Source organism: Arthrobacter ginkgonis (assembly GCF_039540195.1).
GTDB lineage: Bacteria > Actinomycetota > Actinomycetes > Actinomycetales > Micrococcaceae > Zafaria > Zafaria ginkgonis.
On the sequence record NZ_BAABEO010000020.1, the window covers coordinates 54,742 to 72,573 of the forward strand.

The window sequence follows — 17,832 nt, forward strand, 5'->3', positions numbered from 1 at the left end:
TCAGCCACCGTTTCCTCTCTTGTTGGAGCGCACCAGCAGCCACAGCAGGAACGGGGCGCCGAGCGCGCCCGTCACCACCCCCGCCGGCAAATCGATGTCGCCGAAGGCATTGGATCCCAGCAGCTCCGCGCCGAGCACCAGGACCGCGCCGGTGAGTGCGGAGCAGGCCAGGTTGGTCCGGCCGCCGGCCATCAGGCGGGCCAGCGGCCCGGACAGGAAGGCAATGAAGGACAGCGGGCCGGTGACCGCCGTCGCCGCCGCGCACAGGGCCACGCCGAGGACCACCAGGCCCAGCCGGCTGCGGCGCACGTTCAGGCCCAGTCCGGCCGCGGAGTCGTCCCCGAGTTCCAGGATGCGCAGCGTGGAGGCGGCCCGGACACAGCCCGGCAGCAGCAGGGCCACGGCGGCCCCGAGCACGGCGGCGCGCTCCCAGGTGCTGCCGGAGAGCGATCCGACCAGCCAGTGCAGGGCTTCGCTGGCCGCCCGGACGTCGGTCCGGGTCAGCAGGTAGGTGATGGCCGCCTGGAGCATTGCCGCGAAGCCGATTCCGACCAGGATCAGCCGGCTCCCGGTGTTGCGCCCGGAATCGGACAGGGCGTGGATCGTCAGGGCCACGGCCAGTGCCCCGCCGAAGGCCACGGCGGCCAGCCCCACTCCCTGGAGGTCGAAGAGCAGCATCCCGGCCACCGCGGCAGCCGCGCCGCCGTAGCCGACGCCGATCACGTCGGGGCTGGCCAGCGGGTTGCGCAGCAGGGTCTGGAACAGCGTGCCCGCCAGCCCGTAGGCGGCCCCGGCGAGCAGGCCCACCGTCGCCGCGGGCAGCCGGTCCTCCATAACGATGAAGCCCAGGCCGGGCACCATCTCGCCGCGCAGGATGGCCGCCAGCGCGGGCAGCGGGACCACGACGTCCCCGAGGGTGGTCTTGCCCAGGAACAGCAGGACGACGGCGGCGGCCAGCGCCGCGCCCACCAGGGCCGTCCGGCGCGGGCGGCGGGTGCTGGCCGTGGCCTGCGGGGGCGCCGCGGGTGTAGTGCGGAGGGGGGTTCCCGCGGGGTTGGGCGTCACAGTGCCACCCGCTTCCGGCCCCGGATCAGCCAGATGAACATCGGTGCGCCCACCAGCGCGGTGACGACCCCGACCTGGACCTCGGACGGGGGTAGGATCACCCGTCCGATCACGTCGGCGGCCAGCACCAGCACCGGGCCGGTCAGCATCGACAGCCCCAGCACCTTGCGGTAGTCGCTGCCGACCAGGGCCCGCACGGCGTGCGGGACAATCAGTCCGACGAACCCCACGGGGCCGGCCAGCGCGGTGGCGCCGCCGCACAGCAGCACGACGCCGGCCGCCGCCACGGCGCGGGCCCGGCCGACCCGCAGGCCCAGCCCCCGGGCGGTGTCGTCGCCGAGCGAAAGGGCGTTTAGCAGGCGCGCGGAGGACAGCACCACGGCCGCCCCCACCGCCAGGAACGGGGCGACCTGGGCGATTTCGCCCAACGACCGCACCCCCAGCACGCCGGCCTGCCAGAAGCGGAAGGAATCGAAGCTCTCCTGGCTGACCAGCAGCACGGCGTGCATGGCGCTGGCCAGCCCGGCGGCGAGGGCCGCCCCGGCGAGCGCGAGCTTCAGCGGGGTGGCCCCCTCCCGGCCCAGGCTGGCGACAAGGTAGACGGCGACCGCGGCCACGGCGGCGCCGGCGAACGCAAACCAGATGTATCCGGTCACGTTGGCGGCGCCGAAGAGGTAGATCCCGAGCACGACGGCGAGGGCGGCACCGGCGTTGACGCCCAGGATTCCGGGGTCGGCCAGGGGGTTGCGGGCGATGCCCTGCATGCCGGCGCCGGCCAGCGCCAACGCGGCACCGACCAGCAGCCCCGTCACGGTGCGCGGCACCCGGTTGAGCACCACCGCGTGGTCCCCGTTGACGGGGTCGGCGGCCGTGAGCGCATCCCAAACGGTGGCCAGGGACGTGGGCCGGGCCCCGACGGTCAGCGACAGGGCGCAGACGGCCAGCAGCGCCACGGCCAGCAGCCCCGCCAGCAGCATGCTGCGGCCGGGCCGCCTCTCGCGGCCTTGCCGCCCCGGCGTTGCCGCGGGCCGCAAGGCCGCCGGGGCCAAGGCAGGGGCCTCCTGCTTGGATGTCATCGATCCGTCTTTCGTGGTGGTGCGCTTTAGGGGTGGTGCGGCACGTCGGCCGCGCCCCGTTGCGGGCGCGGCCGGGCGGTCAGGACGTGGCGTCCTGGGCCCTACTTGGCGTCCTGGACCTTCTGGGCGGCCTCGACGAGCATCGGGGTGAACTCCTTCAGGGCCCACGGCAGGCTCAACGGGCTGGACGCGGAGACGGCCAGGGTCAGCATTTGATCGTTCGTGGCGACCAGTCCGCCGTCCTTGACGGCCGGGATCTGGCCCATCAGCGGATCCCCTTCGACGTCCTCGCGGGTGTTGCCCTCCGGCAGCCAGGTGAAGAACACGTCCGACTCCAGCTCGTTGCCGCGCTCGCCGGCCCAGTTGAAGAAGAACTCGCCGTCCTTGGCGTTCTCGGCAACCACCGGGGCCTCGGTCATGCCCAGGTCGGCCAGGAAGCGCGGGCGGTTGTCCCCGCCGGCGTAGATGTTGATGCCGCCCGTGTCCGGCTCCAGGTTGCCGGCGATGAACGTGCTGTCCTTCAGCACCGGGTTCGCCGCGGCGGCCGCCTGGAACTGCGCGTCCACGTCCGCGACCACGGCCTCGGCCGCGGCGGACTTGCCCAGGGCCTTGCCGACCGCCGTGGTGGTGTCCCGCCAGGAGGCGGTGTAGTTCGCGGCGACCGGCCCGACGACGGGGGCGATCTTGGACAGCTTGGTGTACTCCTCCTCGGTCAGGCCGGAGTACGCGGCGACGATCAGGTCCGGGGTAAGCGCGGCGATCTCCTCGAAGTTCACCCCGTCCGCCTCGGAGTACTGCTTCGGCGCCTTGTCGGTGCCGATCGCGGCGCCCAGCTCCTCAAGCTTGGCGTCCTTCCAATCGGTGGAGCCGTTCTCGTTGTTGCCCCAGGTCTCCAGCGGCATGCCCACGGGCACGACGTCGAGGGCCAGCACGGCGTCGGCGTTGACCCAGGAGAGGGTGGCGACGCGGGTCGGCTGCGCCGGGACGACGGTCTTGCCGTAGATGTTCTCCACGGTCACGGGGAACGAGTCGGCGGCGGCCTGGGCGGAGGAGCTGCCCGCCGCCGAACCGGTGGTGGAACCCCCGGCGCAGGCGGTGGCGGTGAGGGCGATGGCGGCGGCTGCTGCGAGCAGGCCGGCACGACGGGAGAACGTCATGGGGGTCCTTCGGTGGGAGCAATGAATCGGGGACAGGCTATGGATCGAGGAAAGGCTAGCCTTACACGCCATGAATGGACAACACGAATTTGGGGTAATGGGCGACACGCTCGCCGTCTTGGTGGCCCGGGGGCACTTCGATAGGGTCAAGGCATGGCCAGCACTTCCGGACATCCCGAGGCACACTTCACCGCAGAAGCCGCCTACACGGCACTGATCACGGGCGGTACCTCGGGCCTGGGCGCGGAGTTCGCCCAGCAGCTGGCCGCGCGCGGGCACGGCCTGGTGCTGGTGGCCCGGGACGGGCACCGCCTGGCCGACGCCGCAGCGGGGCTGCGCGCCCGCTACGCGGTCCCGGTCGAGACCGTGGCCGCCGACCTGCTCACCGAGGAGGGCCGCGCCACGGTGACCGCACGCCTGGCGGACACCGCCAACCCGGTGAACATGCTGGTGAACAACGCCGGACACGGCCTGGCCGGCAACTTCGCCGACAACGATCTGGAGCGGGAACTGGAGCTGCTGCGCATCCACGCCGAGGTCCCGTTGGCCCTGGCGCATGCGGCCCTGCGATCCATGGCACAGACCGGGGGCGGGCGGATCGTCAACGTCGCCTCGGTGGCCGCCTTCACCCCGAACGGCACGTACTCGGCTGCCAAGGCGTTGCTGGTGAACTTCAGCCGCTGGGCCAACGTCTTCTACCGGGACCGCCGCGTCTCCGTCACGGCGCTCTGCCCGGGACTGGTGCACAGCGAGTTCCACGACCGCATGGGCATGGACAAGCGCAGCATCCCGAACTGGATGTGGCTGACCGCCGACCAGGTGGTGCGCGAGGGGCTCACCGATGCCAACGCCGGCAAGCCGGTGTCCATCCCCTCCGCACGCTACAAGGCCCTGGCCCTGGTGGCCCGGCTGGCTCCCGACGCGGTGGTGGAACGGCTGGTCCGGCGCAGCCGCTGAGCCGCGCCGGAACGCCGGCCACGCCCGAAAATCGACATGTGTCGCCCCTTGGAATGGCACTTGGGCTGCCCGGAAAAGCCCGGAAACCCGGGCCTCCCGGGCCGGATCGGGCCTTCACGGCCCACTGCGACCCAATTCACAGGATTTGCCCTTAGGCAAGCCTCGCCTATAGCGTGCCGAAAGGCCCCCGATATAGGAAACGGCTTCGTTTCCTAATCGACGGGCATCCCACCATTCGTTTCTCCCGGAGTTGTGACTGTGAAGACTTCCCTGCGTACCGCCCTCGGCGGCGCCGCCGCCGGCGCCGCCCTGCTCGCCCTGACCGCCTGCGGTGGAGATGCCGGAGCATCCGCCGGAACCTCGTCCGCTGCGGGGGCCACCATTTCCGTGGAACACGCCCAGGGCACCACCGGGAACGTCCCGGTCAACCCGGAAACCGTCTTCGTCTTCGATCTGGGCGTGCTGGACACCATGAACGCCCTGGGCCTCGAGGCCGACGGCGTGCCGGACGCCGAGTTCCCGGAGTCCCTGTCCAAGTACGCCGGCGCCGACTACACCAAGATCGGCTCCATGAAGGAGCCGGACTTCGAGGCCATCGCCGCCGGCGACCCGGACTTGATCATCATCTCCGGACGCACCGCGGCCGCCTACCCCGAACTGTCCGAGATCGCCCCGACGGTCGACCTGTCAGTCGACATGGCGCGGCCGGTGGAGTCCTTCACCGAACAGGCCACCACCGTGGGCCGGATCTTCGGCCAGGAGGATGCCGTCGCCGGGAAGCTCACGGCAATCGACGAGCAGATCGAAGCCACCAAGGCCAAGGCGGCCGACGCCGGCAAGGGCCTGATCGTGCTGACCTCCGGCGGCGAGACCACCGCCTACGGCGCAGGCTCCCGCTTCGGCCTGATCCACGACGTCCTGGGCGTCCCGACCGCCGCTGACGTGAAGTCCGAGGGGGCCCATGGCGAGTCGGTCTCCTTCGAGTTCATCAAGGAAACCAACCCCGACCTCCTGTTCGTGATCGACCGCGACGCCGCCGTCGGCACCGAGGGCGCGGCCGCCTCCGCCGTCCTGGACAACGAACTCGTCGCCTCCACCAACGCCGCCAAGAACGGCAAGATCGTCAACCTGGACCCGTCCGCCTGGTACCTGGTGGGCTACGGCCTGAACAACCTGCCGGCCATGGTCGGCGCGGTCGCGGACGCCCTCTAGGCCCGCGCACGTCCCGAACGCCACCATGGCAGCACCACCACTCGAACGGCCGGCCGCCGCGGATCCTGAAGCGGCGGCCCTTGGCCGTTCCCCGGCACGCCTGACCCGCGAGGCCCTCCTGCTGGTCCTCGCCGGCCTGGGCATCCTGGCCCTGGCCGTGGCCAGCATGTTCGTGGGCGTCTCCGACGTCTCGCTCCCGAACCTCCTTACCGGCGACCAGACAGCGTGGCAGGTCTTCTGGGTTTCCCGCGTTCCGCGCACCCTGGCCGTGATCCTGGCCGGCACCGCCGTCGCCGTGGCCGGGCTGATCATGCAACTGATGGCCCGCAACCGCTTCGTCGAGCCCTCCACCGTCGGCACTGTCGAATCGGCCACGCTCGGCATCCTGGTGGTCACCGTCGCCGCCCCCGCGGCTCCGCTGCTGGCCAAGATGGGCGTCGCGAGCGTCTTCGCGCTGCTGGGCACCGCCCTGTTCCTGGCGGTGCTGCAGCGCCTGCCCGCGCGCAACACCCTGCTGGTCCCGCTGGTGGGCATGATGCTCGGCGGCGTGATCGCCGCCGTCACCACCTTCTTCGCCTACCGCTACGACCTGCTCCAGACCCTCAACAACTGGATGGTCGGGGATTTCTCCGGAGTCCTGCGCGGCCGCTACGAACTGCTGTGGATCGTCGCGGCACTGACCGTGGTGGGCTACGTCGCCGCGGACCGCTTCACGGTCGCGGGCATGGGCGCCGACTTCACCACCAACCTGGGCATGAACTACAAGGCGATCATGCGCCTGGGCCTGGCGATCGTCGCGCTGATCTCCGCCGTCGTCGTCACCAGCGTCGGCGCGGTGCCGTTCCTGGGCCTGGTGGTCCCCAACATCGTGTCCCTGGCCTTCGGGGACAACCTGCGCCGCGCCGTCCCCTGGACCGCGGTCTTCGGCGCCGGATTCGTGCTGGTGTGCGACATCATCGGACGCACCATCCGCTACCCCTACGAGGTTCCGGTCGGCATGGTCATGTCCGTGCTGGGCGCCGCGGTGTTCCTGGTCCTGCTGCTGCGCGGAAGGAAAATCCGTGGCTGACGCGCCCACCCTCCCCACGGTTCCCACCGTCCCCGCGCAGCGCCGGGCACCGCTGCGCCTTTCACCCGCCGCCGCCACCGCCCTGCTGGCCGTGGCCTCGCTGGTCGCGATCGCCCTGTTCATGACCGTGGACCTCAAGGGAAACCTCGGCTACGTGCTGCCCCGGCGGGGCGTGAGGGTCGGCGCCATGGTCCTGGTGGCCGTCGCGGTCGGAATCTCCACGCTGGTGTTCCAGACCGTGACCGCCAACCGCATCCTGACCCCGTCGATCATGGGCTTCGACGCGCTGTACGTGCTGATCCAGACGTCGCTGGTCTTCACCCTGGGCGCCTCGACCGTGAACACCGCTCCCCCGGCGGTGAAGTTCGTGGCGGAGGTCGTCCTGATGGTGGTCTTCTCCGGGCTGCTCTACCGCTGGCTGTTCACCGGAGGCGCCCGGTCGCTGCACCTGATGCTGCTGGTCGGAATCGTGCTGGGCACCCTGTTCCGGGGCTTCTCCGGCCTGCTGCAGCGGCTCATGGAGCCCAGCGAGTTCCTCATCCTGCAGGACCTCTTCTTCGCCTCCTTCAACCAGGTGGATCCGGTGCTGCTCGCGGTCGCCACCGCCATCGTGGGCGCCATCGCCGCCGGGGTCTGGCGGATGCGCCACACGCTGGACGTGCTGGCCCTGGGCCGGGACACGGCCGTGAACCTGGGCGTGAACCACCGGCGCGCGGTGACCGCCGTGCTGGTCATGTGCTCGGTACTCGTGGCCGTCTCCACCGCCCTCGTGGGGCCGGTGACGTTCTTCGGCCTGCTGGTGGTGAGCCTGGGCTACCAGCTCTGCCGCAGCTTCTCCCACGCCTGGCTGCTGCCGATCACCATCCTGCTCGGCGTGGTGGCGCTCGTGGGCGGCCAGCTGATCCTCGAGCAGGTCTTCGGTTTCGCCACGGCCCTGAGCATCATCATCGAGTTCACCGGCGGCCTCCTGTTCCTGTACCTGTTGTTGAAGGGATCACTGAAGTGATTGCGCTCTCCGGCGTCACCAAGTCCTACGGCTCCGCTCGCGTGGTCGACGGCGTCGATGCCACGATTCCGGCCGGCGGCGTCACCTCGATCATCGGCCCCAACGGCGCCGGCAAGTCCACCTTGCTGGGCTTGGTCTCCCGGCTGCAGGCCATGGACGCCGGCGCGGTGGAGGTCGGCGGCCTCGACGTCGCCCGCACCGACAGCCGCGAACTGGCCAAGACCATGGCCATCCTGCGCCAGGAAAACCACCTGACCATGCGCCTGAAGGTGCGCGACCTGGTCGCGTTCGGGCGCTACCCGCATTCGGGCGGCCGGCCCACGGTGGAGGACAAGGAGCACATCGAACGGGCCCTGGAGCAGCTGGACCTGCTGCCCATGGCGGACAAGTTCGTCGACGAACTCTCCGGCGGCCAGCGGCAGCGCGCGTTCATCGCCATGGTGCTGGCCCAGGACACCGAGTACCTGCTGCTGGACGAGCCGCTGAACAACCTGGACATGCGGCACTCGGTGGAGATGATGCGCCTGATCCGCCGGCTCGCCGACGAACTCGGCAAGACGGTGGTAGTGGTCATCCACGACATCAACTTCGCGTCCTGCTACTCGGACACCATCCTGGCCATGCGCGACGGCCGGCTGCTCCACCAGGGCTCCCCCGCGGAGATCATGCGCCCCGAGGTGCTCCGGGACATCTACGAGATCGACATCCGGATCGAGGAGATCGAGGGCAACCGCATCGGCGTCTACTTCGCCTGACCGCCGGCGCCTAGGGGCCCTCCGGCAGTTTGATGCCCGGCACGGCGTCCGGGGCCGATTCCGCCAGGACGGTGTGGAGGTAGCGCTCGGCGCGTTCGGCGGTGGCGCGGTAGACGTCGACGAACGTTGAGCGGGCGCGGGCCAAGGGCCAGTCGGCGGGAAGCAGTTCGTACGGCATGCCCGGGTCGTCCCAGGGAAAGGCCCGCCATTCGTCCATGGCCTCGATGCGCATGCGGAACGCCTCCCGGTGGTCCGCATCCGGCTGGCGGAGCCTCTTGAGCCGGCCTTCGTTCCTGTCCGCGAACGCCGCGTAGCGCGCCGGCAGGTCCTCGCTGGCGGCGAGCGCCGGCCGGCGCCCTTCGAGGGCGGTGTCCTCGACACGGAAGGCCATGAAGTCCTCCACTCCGTACCCTTGAGCGGTTTCCGCCACCTGGGCCACGCGGTCCCGGGGGGAGAACCACAGCGCTCCGTAGACGGGTGCGAATCCGAGCCATTTCAGCCTGGCCCGGAAGGCCTCCCTGACGTCCCGCTCCGTCTCGGGCACGGAGAACGCGATTGCCGTCCAGTGCCGGTCCCAACCGAACCGTGGATCGCCGAATTCGGTGACCTGTTGATGGCCCACCACCAACCGGTCCCGCGCCGCGGCCGTGAACCGGTACCGGGAGGCCCTGCCGCCGCCGTCGTTCTCCAGGACGCCCCGCGCGGCGAGCCGGCTCAGTGCGGTGGTGACCGCCGACCGGCTGAGGCCGACGTCCTCGGCGAGCTTCACCACCACCCGGGCGGGAAGCCACAGGTCGGTCTTCCTCCAGAACTCGGCCAGCAGCGTGACCAGCAGGTGCTGGCTGGCGTTGCCGCGCTGGGGGCGTGGAAAGTCCACTGCCGCGAGGCCGGTTGGTCGTTCTCCGCTGTTTCGCACAGTCCCAGTCTCACCCATTCCAGAAACTTTGCACTTTTATTGACGTTCGCTTGTTTTAAAGCAATCATATTTGCGGGGTGATCCACGCCACTAACCCGCTTCCCGGCATCGATGCCGCGGCCGGCCAGGCGCGCTCCGCCCGTTCCCCAAGCACCTAGCAGGAGATCCGCAATGACCGCAGGTCCCACGAGCACCGCCCCCGCGATCGCGCCGCCCACGGGCCGCCACGCCCGCAAGGCCGCCGTCGCCAGCTTCGTCGGCAGCACGCTGGAGTACTACGACTTCTTCATCTACGGCGCTGCTTCCGCCCTCGTTTTCAACAAGATCTTCTTCCCCGGCATCGACCCTGCGCTCGGGCAGATCCTGTCCATGGCCACCATCGGCATCGGCTACGTCGTGCGCCCGCTCGCCGCGGGAGTGATCGGCCACTTCGGCGACCGTGTCGGGCGCAAGCAGATGCTCGTTTTCACCCTGGTCAGCATGGGCCTTGCCACGTTCCTGATCGGATGCCTTCCCCCCACGGCTGCCATCGGAGCGGCCGCTCCCGTGCTCCTGGTTCTGCTGCGCGTCCTGCAGGGAATCTCGGCAGCCGGCGAATCCGTGGGTGCCGTGACCATCTCCCTTGAACATGCGCCGGCCAACAGGCGCGCGTTCTTCGCAAGCTGGGTCAACACCGGAGCGGCAGCCGGCATCACCCTCGCTTCGCTCGCGTTCCTCCTTGTCTCCTTGATGCCGCAGGAGCAACTGCTTTCCTGGGGCTGGCGCATCCCGTTCCTGGCGAGCGTCCTGGTCGCGGCAGCCGGCTTCGTCATCCGCCGCCGGCTGCCCGAGGCCGAGGTCTTCGAGCACGAACTCGAGAACAAGGAAGCACTCGAACTTCCCGTCAAGGTGGTTGTTCGCGACCACTGGCGCACGGTCCTGAAAGTGATGGCGTTCGGGGTTTGGGCGGTGGTCTCATCGATCTTCTCCGCTTTCAGCCTCTCCTACGCGGCGAAGGAGCAGTTGGTGCCCGGAAGCGTCATGCTTGCCGTCACCATCGTCACCGCGGCACTGAGCGTCGGAGTCCAGCCGCTCTTTGGAATCCTCGCTGACCGCATAGGCCGCAAACCCGTCTTCATCACCGGAAACCTGACGTGCGCCGCAGCGGTCTTTGCATACTTCTGGGCCGTCTCCACTTCAAACATCCCGCTCGTCTTCGTCACCGGAATCGTGCTCATGTCCGTCGGCTACGCCATGGTCAACCCGCTCGGACCGGCGATGGTCGCGGAGATGTTCGAAACCCGGATCCGCTACTCCGGCGCCGCGATTTCCTCCCAGCTGGGCCTCATCCTGACCGGCTTCGCGCCGACCATCGCCGCGGCCATCGTCCGCCCCGGGCCCGGCGGCTGGTTGCCGGTGGCGATCTTCACGGCGGCCTGCTGCCTCGTCTCGGCCTTTGTCGCCCTCGTCTTCGTCCGGGAGACGTACCGCACGGCCACCGAAGACCTTGGCCTGAAGGCCGGTGCGAACGCATGAAACGCCAGGTCCTGATTGAGGCCGACGTCGAGATGCGGCTGAGTGACGGAGCGGTCCTCCGCTCAACCGTGTACCGTCCGGACGCTCCCGGCCGGTTCCCCGTCCTCCTTACCCGCACCCCCTACGGACGGGACCTCGCCGTCAACTCCGCATACCTCAACCCGGCAACGGTTGCCGCCGGCGGATTCATCGTCATCCTGCAGGATGTCCGCGGCCGGCACGGTTCCGACGGCACCTTCACGCCGGCGGAACATGAGGCCGACGACGGCGCCGAAACCGTCGAGTGGGCGGCGAACCTGCCCTATTCCTCCGGGAGGGTGGGAATGTGGGGACGGTCCTACTTTGCCGAAACGCAATGGCGGGCCGCGCGCCGGCGCCCCCAGGGCCTGGCCGCCCTGGCGCCGGGCATCTGCGCTGCCGGGAACGCGGACAACGGGGCGCTCTTCCGCGGAGGAGCCTTCGAACTGGGGACCCGGCTCTCCTGGGGACAGGGCTCCATCGGCCTCGAGGAGATCCGCCGCGAATGCGAGGGTGATCCGGCACGCCTTGCCCGCGAGCTCGACATCTGGAACGAACTGGACGCCCGCTTCGCGGACGGTTCGGCCTATGCGACCCTTCCGCTCAACGAACTGAAGTCCCAGGCCAACGGATTCCTGCAGTCCGTGATCCTCCCTTCAGCCAGCGAGGATCCCGGCGGGGAACTCTCCCGGGCGTGGGACTGGCCCGTGCGCGAACCCGTCCCGCTTCCCACGCTTCACATCGGGGGATGGTTCGACATCTTCCTCCCCAATACCTTGGCGCAGTACCGCACCCAACTGGAGGCGTCCGGCAGGAATGCCGCGCCCCGTCCCCGCCTCATCCTGGGGCCGTGGAGCCACACCAATTTCACGGGGATCTTCCCCGATGTCGCGTTCGGCGCCACGGCTTCCTCGGCGGCGGTCAATGGCCTGGGGGATCTGTCCTCGATCCATGCCCGCTGGTTCGAACATGTGCTCAACGAAGGGCCCGAACCGGAGATGCCGGACGTCCTCGTCTACTTCATGGGCGAGAACCGCTGGCGGGCCTTCGATGAACTGCCCGAACCGGACTCCCGTCTGGACCTGTTTCTCGGCCGGCACGGCTCGCTGCAGGCCTCGCCGGGGATATCCGGCGCGGAGGAATACTCCTACGACCCGCTCGACCCCGTTCCCACCACCGGAGGCGCCACCATGCACCTCGGGGCCGACCTTGCCGGTCCCGCGGAACAAGGTGCCGTCGAAAGCCGCGATGACGTGCTCGTCTTCTCGACTTCCCCGCTGGAGGAACCGCTGACGGTCTTCGGGGAAGTGACGGCAACCCTGTTCGCAAACTCCAGCGCGGTGGACACGGACTTCGTCGTCCGCCTGTGCCGGGTCACTCCCGACGGCCGCTCCATCGGGCTCGCCGACGGCATTGTCCGCGCGTCGTGGCGGGATGCCTGCGCCGGCGACGGGGTCTTCCGCGCAGGGCCGCCTCCGCGTCCACTCGTCCCCGGCCAACCGGAGGAGTTCAGCATCAGCCTGTGGTCGACCGCCTGCACGTTCCAGGCCGGCGACAGCATCAGGATCCAGGTGACCTCCAGCTGCCATCCCCGCTGGGACCGAAACCTCAATACCGGTGTCCGCGCGGCAGACTCATCCGTGCCGGTTGTTGCCCGCCAGCGCATCATGCTCGGGGGCGATACCCCCAGCAGGATCAGCCTGGGCACCCTGTCCGGCGGCCCCCTGACGCACCGGCCATAGGCGGAGGGAAGCGGGGCAAGCGCGGCGAATGCGGCGGGGCAGGGCGCGCCGCATTCGCCCCGCGCCGGGGAGGGGAGGAAGAATGGGCCGGTGACTTCCGTGCAGCCTGAACTCCCCGCCCCCTCCCCCGCTCCAAAAACCACGGATTTCAGGCTGCGCATCGTGGCGGACTCCAGCAACCGCATCGGGTGGCTGCGGGCGCGCTCGCAGGGCATCACGGCCACCGACGTCGCCAAGCTGTCCACCCCGCGCAGCATCGAGGCCGCGGCCCACGCCAAGCTCCACGGGTCCGGTTTTTCCGGCAACTCCTGGACGGACCACGGCAAGGCCCGCGAACCGGTGATCGCCGACTGGGTCCGCGAGCACCATGGGATCGTTCCCAGCACCCAACTCTTCCACGCGCACGGCCAGCGGCTGCATCTGGCGACCCCGGACGGCATCGCCCTGCGCCCCGGCGGCCGCGTGGAGCTGGCCGAAATCAAGACCACCAACAAGGCTTGGCGGTCCATCCCGCGCCACTACCTGCGCCAGGTCTGGTGGCAGCAGTACGTCCTCGGCGCGGAACGCACGCTGGTGGTCTGGGAGCAGCACGAGGACTTCGTCCCGGTCCACGCCGAACCCCTGTGCCGCTGGGTCGATCGCGACGAGGAACAGATCCGCGCCCTGGTCGGGATGGCCGACCGGCTGGTCGAGGAGCTGCGCCGGCGCACCGCCCGCGCCCGGGAACGCGAGGACTACCGACCCGCGGCCCTCAGCCGGTACTGACCGGCCGCCACCGAACCGCCCCACACGCAAAGGCGGCGGCGGGAATACCCCGCCGCCGCCGTCGTCTTGCCCCGATAGGGGGCTCTACTTCTTCGCGCCCGCCACCTGCGCCACCGGTGCCGGCAACGCCTCCGGGTACTTGGTCTGCAGGTCATGCACCAGCTTCTCGCGCACGTAGTTGCGCAGGTCCGCCAGGTCCGCGGAGTTGCGGGCGCTGACGGTGATCGTCACCTTGAGCACGCCCGCAATCGCGTCGGTGACGTTGAGGACGCCCACGCGCCCGTCCCACAGGTCGGTGGCCTCCAGCAGCTGCGTCAGGCGGTGGCGGATCGTGTCCACCGGGGCGTTCCAGTTCAGGTCAAGCAGCACGTTGCCGTTCAGCTCCGCGGTCCCGCGGGACCAGTTCTCGAACGGGGTGGACGTGAAGTAGGTCGAGGGCAGGATCATGCGCCGCCCGTCCGGCATCGCGACCACGACGTAGGTGAGCGTGATCTCCTCGATCCGGCCCTGCTGGGTCTCCACCAGCACGGTGTCGTCCACCCGGATCGCGTCGGTGAAGGCGATCTGCAGGCCGGCGAAGACGTTGGCCAGGGTGCTCTGCACGGCCAGACCGGCGACGACGGAGATCAGACCGGCGGAGGCGAGGATACCGGCGCCGAGTGCCCGCACCTGCGGGATCAGCAGCAGGATGCCCGCCACCGCGAGCACCATTACGACGGCGATGGCCACGTGCCGCAGCAGCGAGACCTGGGTGCGCACCTTGGCGATCCGGCGCTCGTTGGAGAGGTCATTGCGGTACTTCGCCAGCAGCCCCGCCTCCAGCAGGTGCAGCAGCACCGTCGCCAGCCAGGCGATGCTGCAGATGAGCCCGGCCAGGAGCAGGAAGTCCACGAGCGTGCGCCATGGAGCATCCGGCACGGTGACTTCCAGCGCGCTCAGCGACCCCACGAAGGACAGCACCAGGGTCGCTGGCACTCGGGCCTTCGCGGTGTCCGTGCGCAGCGTGGGGTGCTTGCGCAGCACGCCGCCGAGGGCCGTGAACGCGATGGTCACGATCAGGACGGAAGCGATCACCGCAATGATGACCGCGAACCAGGGGCGGAACGGTTCCGGCAGCGAGTCGGTGCCGGCGGCCTGGGTCAGGTCTCCGACGACGTCGTTGACGGTGGGTGTCAGGCTGTCTTCTGGGATCAGGGGGTCCCCGGAAGGCGCCGGCGTGGGCGGCACCGGGGTGGAGGCAAGGGCAAGCATTGCTCCAGCGTTCCATACGAAACTGGGTAAAACCTTAATCGAAACGTGACCCGGTGGCTTCTGAAGGGAACGCTCCGGGAGAACCCGCCGCCACCGCGGCCAGCCCGCCCGGAGCCGTGTTCCCGCTACTCAGGGCGGGGTGCGGAAAGGTCGGCCACCTGGTAGGACCACAGTTCGGCACCGAGCCCGATGGGCTTGCGCGCCCCGCCGTGGCCCTCGCCGCCGTGACCTTCCTCACGGTTCCCCTCGCCCTGCGCCCCACCCTGCTCTTGGCCGCGCCCCTGTTCCTGGCCGTGCCCCTGGCCGAAGGCGCGGGACTTGGTCCAGGCGTCGAAGGATTCCTCGTCGGCCCAGCGGGTCAGCACCAGCCAGACGTTCCGGCCGTCGGTGGGTTGGAGCAGCTCGAAGCCCTCGAAGCCGGGGGCGTTGTCGACGGCGCCGGCGCGGGCGGCGAAACGGCGGGCGAGCTCGTCGCCGGAGTCGGCGGGGACGGTGATGGCATTGATCTTGATGACACTCATGGACCCAGCCTGCCAAACCTCGCACCGGGCCGGAAGCGGATTGCGCAGATTGACGTGGCTGGCGGTGCCGGTCGACTCGGCCCGCGGCGCCGGATGACCCGATCGGCCGCGCCGGATGTGCCACCATGGCTCCCATGAGTCTGCGCCCCTACAAGCAGGTCGATGTCTTCACCGCGACCCCGTACTACGGAAACGCCCTCGCCGTCGTCCTGGATGCGGACGGGATGGCCGACGAGGAGATGCTCCGCTTCGCCAACTGGATGAACCTGGCGGAAACCACGTTTGTCCTGCGGCCCACCCAGCCCGGCGCCGACTACCGGGTGCGGATCTTCACCACCACCACGGAACTGCCGTTCGCCGGCCATCCCACGCTCGGCACGGCCCACGCCTGGCTGGAGGCCGGCGGCGTCCCGTCCCGTCCCGGCGTCGTGGTCCAGGAGTGCCCGGCGGGCCTGATCGAGGTCCGCGCGCACGCCGCGGACGACGACGGGCACTGGCTGGCGCTGAAGGCGCCGCCTCTGGTGCGCACCGGCCCGCTCGAGGACGACGTGCTGGAGTGGGCCCTGTCCGGGCTCGGCCTGGCGCGCGCCGACGTGGTGGCCCACCAGTGGATCGCCAACGGCCCGCAATGGGCCGGGCTGATGCTGCGCGACGCCGACACGGTGCTGGCCCTGGAGCCTGACTTCGCGGTCCTGGAGGGCCTGGAGGTGGGGGTGATCGGCCCGCACGCCTCCCACGGCGCGCACACGGGCCGGTACCGGGGAGCCGCCCGCACCGCGCGCCGCAAGGGGGCCCGGGCCGAACTCGAGCCACTGCCGGCCCCGGACACCGCGGGCCTGCCGGTCACCGCCGCCGCGTTCCAGTCGGCCGTCGCCTCCGCCCCGGCCGACTTCGAGGTGCGCGCGTTCGTTCCGGGCGAGGGGTTCCCGGAGGATCCGGCCACCGGCAGCCTCAACGCCGGCTTCGCCGTTTGGCTCACCCGCGACGGCCTCGCCCCGGAGCACTACACCGTGCGCCAAGGCACCCGCCTGGGCCGCGCCGGACTCATCGAGGTGTCCACGGATGCCGAGGGGATCTGGATCGCGGGAGAGGCCGTGACCTGCATCGACGGAACGGTGCGCACCGGGTAGCGCCTACCGGGCTCCACGTCGGCTCCGAACCGGCTCTAGTAGGCTCGGGCGGTGAGCACAGCGGCGCGGTCGGCGGACCCCTGGGAGACAAACGCGAGCAAGGCCGCGTGGGGCGCCCTGTGGGCGGTGGCCATCGGCTTCTTCATGATCCTGGTGGACACCACGATCGTGTCCACGGCCATGCCCGCCATCATGCGCGGGCTGGAAACCGGCATCACGGGCGTGGTCTGGGTGAACAGCGCCTACCTGCTGGCCTTCGCGGTTCCGCTGCTGGTCACCGGCAGGCTCGGGGACCGGTACGGGCCCAAAAACGTGTACCTGGCCGGGCTTGCGGTTTTCACCGCGGCATCCCTGTGGTGCGGGCTGTCTTCCAGCATCGGGTTGCTGATCGCCGCCCGCGTCGTCCAGGGCCTCGGTGCCGCCCTGATGAGCCCGCAGACGATGACGGTGATCACCCGGATGTTCCCGGCACAGCGGCGCGGCCCGGCGATCGGACTGTGGGGGGCCGTGGCCGGCATCGCCACCCTGGTGGGACCGGTCCTCGGCGGCGTCCTGGTGGACACCCTCGGGTGGGAGTGGATCTTCTTCGTCAATGTCCCGGTGGGAATCCTGGCGTTCTGGCGCGCGATGGCCAAGGTGCCGCAACTGGAACGGCATGCGCACCGCATCGACTGGCTGGGCGTGGCGCTGTCCTCGGTGGCGATGTTCCTGATCGTCTTCGGCATCCAGGAAGGCAACAGCTACGACTGGGGCGTGATAGCCGGCGGGGTGGGCGTGTGGCACCTGCTGGCGGCCGGCCTCGCCGTGATGGTGCTCTTCATCCTCCGGCAGCATTACACCCGGGGCGAACCGCTGATCCCGCTGCGCCTTTTCCACGATCGCAACTTCTCCCTGGCCAACGTCGCCATCACCGGGATGGGACTGACGGTGGTTTCGATGAGCTTCCCCATCGTGCTCTACCTCCAGTCCGTGCGCGGCCTGAGTCCGACGCTGTCGGCCCTGATGCTTGCCCCGATGGCCGTAGTCTCCGCAGCGCTGGCGCCCGTGGCGGGGCGGGCGGTGAATCGGATTGATCCCAAGCTGATGGCGGTGCCGGGCTTCCTGCTGCTGGGCGTCTCGATCATCGCCTACGGCCTGCTGATCGGGCCCGGCACCCCGTACTGGCTGCTGTTGCTGCCGCCGCTCACCATGGGCCTGGGCGGTGCGTTCATCTGGCCTTCGGTGTCCTTCTCGGCCACGCGGAACCTCGGTCCGGCCGACGCCGGCGCGGGGTCGGGTGTGTACAACACCATGCGGCAGGTCGGGTCGGTGCTGGGCTCGGCCCTGATCGCCGCACTCATGGAGTCGCGGATCGCGGCCGAGTCCACGGCCGCCGTCGCACAGCATGCCCAGGACATCGGCGCTTCCCCGGACACTCTCCTGGCACACGGCGCGGAATCCACGCTGGGCCATGCCGTCCCGGACTTCCTGCAGGCCGCCTTCAGCAGCGCCCTCGGCCAGTCACTGCTGCTGCCGGGCCTGGCCGCGGTGGCGGCCGGCCTGGTCTGCCTCTTCCTCCGCAAGCCGCCCGCATAGCCGCCCCTTTCCCCCGGCGCGCTGCCACGTGGCCGGAACGGAACCCTCACACCGGCGTGACCGGCACGCAACACGGCGGTGACACTGCGGGGGCACGCTAGA

The 17,832-nt window shown here is 70.1% G+C and carries 16 protein-coding genes; 10 read left to right on the forward strand and 6 right to left on the reverse strand.

Annotated elements, in window-relative coordinates; translation table 11 throughout:
- The 3 genes from ABD912_RS15360 to ABD912_RS15370 form a co-directional block, all read right to left on the reverse strand.
- Nucleotides 1–1,065, reverse strand: coding sequence for a FecCD family ABC transporter permease (locus ABD912_RS15360; protein ID WP_345152077.1), 1,065 nt, complete (start codon nt 1,063–1,065; stop codon nt 1–3).
- Nucleotides 1,062–2,141, reverse strand: a complete 1,080-nt coding sequence (locus ABD912_RS15365; RefSeq protein WP_425548082.1) for a FecCD family ABC transporter permease — start codon at nt 2,139–2,141, stop codon at nt 1,062–1,064. Before ABD912_RS15365 ends, ABD912_RS15360 begins: the two co-directional genes overlap by 4 nt.
- A 101-nt stretch (nt 2,142–2,242) precedes the next feature.
- The gene (locus ABD912_RS15370; protein WP_345152078.1) at nt 2,243–3,298 is read right to left on the reverse strand and encodes an ABC transporter substrate-binding protein; all 1,056 of its coding nucleotides are present in this window, start codon (nt 3,296–3,298) and stop codon (nt 2,243–2,245) included.
- Between the two features lie 153 nt (nt 3,299–3,451).
- On the opposite strand from ABD912_RS15370, the gene ABD912_RS15375 reads away from it, so the two are divergent.
- The 5 genes from ABD912_RS15375 to ABD912_RS15395 all read left to right on the forward strand — a co-directional run bounded on the left by ABD912_RS15375 (nt 3,452) and on the right by ABD912_RS15395 (nt 8,297).
- On the forward strand, nt 3,452–4,255 hold the full coding sequence (locus ABD912_RS15375; RefSeq protein WP_345152079.1) for an SDR family NAD(P)-dependent oxidoreductase: 804 nt from the start codon (nt 3,452–3,454) through the stop codon (nt 4,253–4,255).
- A gap of 258 nt (nt 4,256–4,513) precedes the next feature.
- Nucleotides 4,514–5,467 carry a siderophore ABC transporter substrate-binding protein gene (locus ABD912_RS15380; RefSeq protein WP_425548087.1) on the forward strand — a complete coding sequence of 318 codons (954 nt, stop codon included), beginning with the start codon at nt 4,514–4,516 and terminating at the stop codon, nt 5,465–5,467.
- A 25-nt stretch (nt 5,468–5,492) separates the two neighbouring features.
- Nucleotides 5,493–6,536: an ABC transporter permease gene (locus ABD912_RS15385; RefSeq protein ID WP_345152081.1), complete on the forward strand. Its 1,044-nt coding sequence runs from the start codon at nt 5,493–5,495 to the stop codon at nt 6,534–6,536.
- Entirely contained in the window at nt 6,529–7,542 is a 1,014-nt protein-coding gene (locus tag ABD912_RS15390) for an iron chelate uptake ABC transporter family permease subunit (protein WP_345152082.1), read from the forward strand. Before ABD912_RS15385 ends, ABD912_RS15390 begins: the two co-directional genes overlap by 8 nt.
- A complete protein-coding gene (locus tag ABD912_RS15395; RefSeq protein ID WP_345152083.1) occupies nt 7,539–8,297 on the forward strand; it encodes an iron ABC transporter ATP-binding protein in 759 nt (252 codons plus the stop codon). The genes ABD912_RS15390 and ABD912_RS15395 overlap by 4 nt, the downstream gene beginning before the upstream one ends.
- A gap of 10 nt (nt 8,298–8,307) precedes the next feature.
- On the opposite strand, the gene ABD912_RS15400 is transcribed toward ABD912_RS15395, so the two are convergent.
- Complete coding sequence (locus ABD912_RS15400) at nt 8,308–9,213, reverse strand: PaaX family transcriptional regulator (protein ID WP_345152084.1); 906 nt, start codon at nt 9,211–9,213, stop codon at nt 8,308–8,310.
- 171 nt (nt 9,214–9,384) lie between these two features.
- Between ABD912_RS15400 and ABD912_RS15405 the strand changes: the two genes are divergently transcribed.
- The 3 genes from ABD912_RS15405 (at nt 9,385) to ABD912_RS15415 (ending at nt 13,253) form a co-directional block, all read left to right on the forward strand.
- Nucleotides 9,385–10,728, forward strand: coding sequence for an MFS transporter (locus ABD912_RS15405; protein WP_345152085.1), 1,344 nt, complete (start codon nt 9,385–9,387; stop codon nt 10,726–10,728).
- Nucleotides 10,725–12,488 (forward strand): CocE/NonD family hydrolase, encoded by a 1,764-nt coding sequence (locus ABD912_RS15410; protein WP_345152086.1) that lies wholly within the window; start codon nt 10,725–10,727, stop codon nt 12,486–12,488. Before ABD912_RS15405 ends, ABD912_RS15410 begins: the two co-directional genes overlap by 4 nt.
- Before the next feature lie 99 nt (nt 12,489–12,587).
- Nucleotides 12,588–13,253 carry a YqaJ viral recombinase family protein gene (locus ABD912_RS15415; protein ID WP_345152388.1) on the forward strand — a complete coding sequence of 222 codons (666 nt, stop codon included), beginning with the start codon at nt 12,588–12,590 and terminating at the stop codon, nt 13,251–13,253.
- 84 nt (nt 13,254–13,337) lie between these two features.
- On the opposite strand, the gene ABD912_RS15420 is transcribed toward ABD912_RS15415, so the two are convergent.
- The gene (locus ABD912_RS15420) at nt 13,338–14,504 is read right to left on the reverse strand and encodes a mechanosensitive ion channel family protein (protein WP_345152087.1); all 1,167 of its coding nucleotides are present in this window, start codon (nt 14,502–14,504) and stop codon (nt 13,338–13,340) included.
- Nucleotides 14,505–14,629: 125 nt separating this feature from the next.
- Nucleotides 14,630–15,025, reverse strand: coding sequence for an antibiotic biosynthesis monooxygenase family protein (locus tag ABD912_RS15425; protein ID WP_345152088.1), 396 nt, complete (start codon nt 15,023–15,025; stop codon nt 14,630–14,632).
- Between the two features lie 134 nt (nt 15,026–15,159).
- Between ABD912_RS15425 and ABD912_RS15430 the strand changes: the two genes are divergently transcribed.
- Entirely contained in the window at nt 15,160–16,155 is a 996-nt protein-coding gene (locus ABD912_RS15430) for a PhzF family phenazine biosynthesis protein (protein WP_345152090.1), read from the forward strand.
- Between the two features lie 51 nt (nt 16,156–16,206).
- Complete coding sequence (locus ABD912_RS15435) at nt 16,207–17,730, forward strand: DHA2 family efflux MFS transporter permease subunit (protein ID WP_345152091.1); 1,524 nt, start codon at nt 16,207–16,209, stop codon at nt 17,728–17,730.
- The last annotated feature ends 102 nt before the right edge of the window (nt 17,731–17,832 follow it).